The sequence below is a fragment of the Desulforegula conservatrix Mb1Pa genome (genome assembly GCF_000426225.1).
GTDB classification, from domain to species: domain Bacteria; phylum Desulfobacterota; class Desulfobacteria; order Desulfobacterales; family Desulforegulaceae; genus Desulforegula; species Desulforegula conservatrix.
On record NZ_AUEY01000152.1, the window covers coordinates 1 to 2597 of the forward strand.

Below are 2597 nucleotides of genomic sequence, written 5' to 3' on the forward strand. Positions count from 1 at the left end.
GGCGGTTCAGTTATTGGAGACTTCTTCTTATTCCTGGATATGTCAAACTCTGTGAGTCCACCGGCAGAGCCGGGGGTTTACTTAGGATTAATTAAAAATCGGGCTGACAAGGGATTTAATATGGCTACAGACAGCAGGGACATTCTTACAAGCTGCCTTTATTTCACGGCAAACAGCCTTGCAAGGGTAATAACCAGAATGGCTGAAGAAGCTTTTCGCCCAACCGGCCTATCCCCTTCCCATGCATTTCTTCTTATCCTTGCAAATGAAAACCCTGGAATCGGGCCCAAAGAAATGAGTGGGCATCTTCAGCTTGCTCCGTCCACAGTCACAAGATTCGTTGACACTCTCGTGAACAGAGGCTTTCTTGAAAGAAAATCAGAAGGCAAGAATGTGGGGCTATTTCCAACCCAAAGCGGACTGTCGCTTCAGCCAGCAATAACCGAAGCATGGCAGTCGCTTCACCAGAGATACTCAGAAATACTTGGGATTGACGAAGGCGACGCCCTCGCAATTACAATTGATCAGGCAGCAAAAAAACTTGAAAACGCGGGATACAGACTTGCTTGCATGTGCGGCAAAGAAACGAAACAGCCTGAATAGATCGGGTTTCTAAATTCTCAATTTATGGTCGGATTTATTATAAACCAGAACAAAACGAGCAGCTCATTTAATTCATAAGGGCACCTCTAAAAATTGCCTTTTTGCGCGTTAGCAGCGTCATCGTCGTACTCGAATCCTCATTTATACAGTATAAACTCCGCTTCTCCGTGCGACGCTTCCTTGCTACCACATCAAAAATTCTAATTTTTAGAGGCACCCATAATTTCAAATTTTTTGATTTTCAAAAATGATCTCATAAAAAACAATACTTGTATGTACAAACAAAATATGCTTTTATCAATTGTATGTACAAACACCAAGACTTTTAGAAGGAGCAAAACATGAAATCATTAGGCCCTGTAAACGCACTCTACCCGATGCCGACAACCCTTGTCGGAGCCAATGTAAACGGAAAAGCCAATTTCCTGACAGTAGCCCATGTGGGAATCATGAATCATGGCGAGCCACAGTATCTTTCCGTAGGCTTGAACTCGTCACATTACACGAACGCAGGAATCCACGAGAACGGGACATTCAGCATCTGCATCCCATCTGAAGATCTTATGGTAAAAACTGATTACTGCGGAATAATGACAGGCAAAAAGACAGATAAATCCGCAATTTTTGATGTGTTCTACGGCAAGACAGAAACAGCCCCAATGATTAATGAATGCCCGATATGCATGGAACTGAAGCTTAAAGACGTGCTTCATTATGGCCACCATGAAATTTTCATAGGAGAGATTGTAAACACATTCGTTCAGGAAAAAGTTCTGACAGACGACAAGATTGACATGGCAAAAGTAAAGCCCCTGCTTTTTGACATGTATAGCAAAAATTACTGGTCTTTGGGTAAAGTAGCAGGAAAATGCTGGAATGCTGGCAAAGAACTTAAAACTCCGAAATAAAAGGGATCAACGAATGAACGTCCTCGACGCAATAATGACAAGAAGAAGCATTAGAAAATACCAGAACAAGCCGATTTCAGACGATAATGTGAAAACAATCCTCGAGGCCGCCATGATGGCGCCAAGCGCAAGAAACTGCCAGCCCTGGCATTTTGTTGTTATCAAGGATAAAAAAGTGCTGGCAGAAGTAAAAGAGATCAATCCCCACGCCGCAATGGCAACAGAAGCCGATTTGGCGATTCTGGTTTGCGCAGACATGCAGCTGGAATACAACGGCTACTGGCCCCAGGACTGCGGAGCAGCGGTCGAAAATCTTCTTCTTGCCGCCCACGGACTCGGACTTGGCGCCGTGTGGACAGGTATCTATCCCATTGAAGACAGAATGGCTGGCTTCAGGAAAAAATTCGGACTGCCTGAACACATCATCCCTTTTGCGCTTATTCCTGTTGGTCACCCTGATCAAGAAGTGAAGTCAGAAAGCAGATTCAAGGCAGAAAGAGTTCATACGGAAAAGTGGTAAAATATTTAATGTCGGATTATGGGCGATACTGCCGGTAATCCGACATCATAAATTTTTGATTTGAGTATTTGGATTTCTGATTTGAAGATGCAAGGTAATATTTCAAAAATCATCGATCTAAAATCTAAAAGCAATAACTCCGGCGGGTCGCTTTTTGAAAAAAGCTCCGCAAAAACTTTTATGGATATGCATCACAGGATCTTAAACCAGGTTATGCCCAATTTCCCCTTATAAACAGCTACATCTACCGAGTCTCCAACTTCATGAAAATCATAAGTATATTTCCCGACATCAACTTCTTTGGGATTTTTTAACTCGCTCCAAGGAGACAATGTCAAATAACTTGATCTATTCTTGCCAGCGCAAGACTTCTTTTCAATCACCCTCACCTTATAAATTTCAGGTTTTGAATTATCCAGAATCCCATTCATTAAAACAGTAGTCGAAGCGCCATAGAGAAAACACATAGCAAAATTTGATTACCATTTTTACTCCGCCATGCTTATCTTAAGGCATGTGAAAGATTATCCAGATATGATGGAGGTGTAGCATGGCAAAAAATATGA

4 protein-coding genes are annotated in these 2597 nt (G+C 42.3%); 3 read left to right on the forward strand and 1 reads right to left on the reverse strand.

All coding sequences use genetic code 11. From position 1 onward, the window contains the following. The 3 genes from K245_RS25855 to K245_RS0121285 all read left to right on the forward strand — a co-directional run. Positions 1 to 603: MarR family winged helix-turn-helix transcriptional regulator (locus tag K245_RS25855; protein ID WP_232223864.1), on the forward strand; the 603-nt coding region annotated here is incomplete at its 5' end. Between the two features lie 341 nt (positions 604 to 944). Further along, positions 945 to 1511, forward strand: coding sequence for a flavin reductase family protein (locus tag K245_RS0121280; protein ID WP_027360775.1), 567 nt, complete (start codon positions 945 to 947; stop codon positions 1509 to 1511). 13 nt (positions 1512 to 1524) lie between these two features. Next, positions 1525 to 2031, forward strand: a complete 507-nt coding sequence (locus K245_RS0121285) for a nitroreductase family protein (protein WP_027360776.1) — start codon at positions 1525 to 1527, stop codon at positions 2029 to 2031. A 191-nt stretch (positions 2032 to 2222) separates the two neighbouring features. Here K245_RS0121285 and K245_RS0121290 read toward each other — a convergent pair whose 3' ends face one another. Next, positions 2223 to 2498, reverse strand: coding sequence for a hypothetical protein (locus K245_RS0121290; RefSeq protein ID WP_027360777.1), 276 nt, complete (start codon positions 2496 to 2498; stop codon positions 2223 to 2225). Between the last annotated feature and the right edge of the window lie 99 nt (positions 2499 to 2597).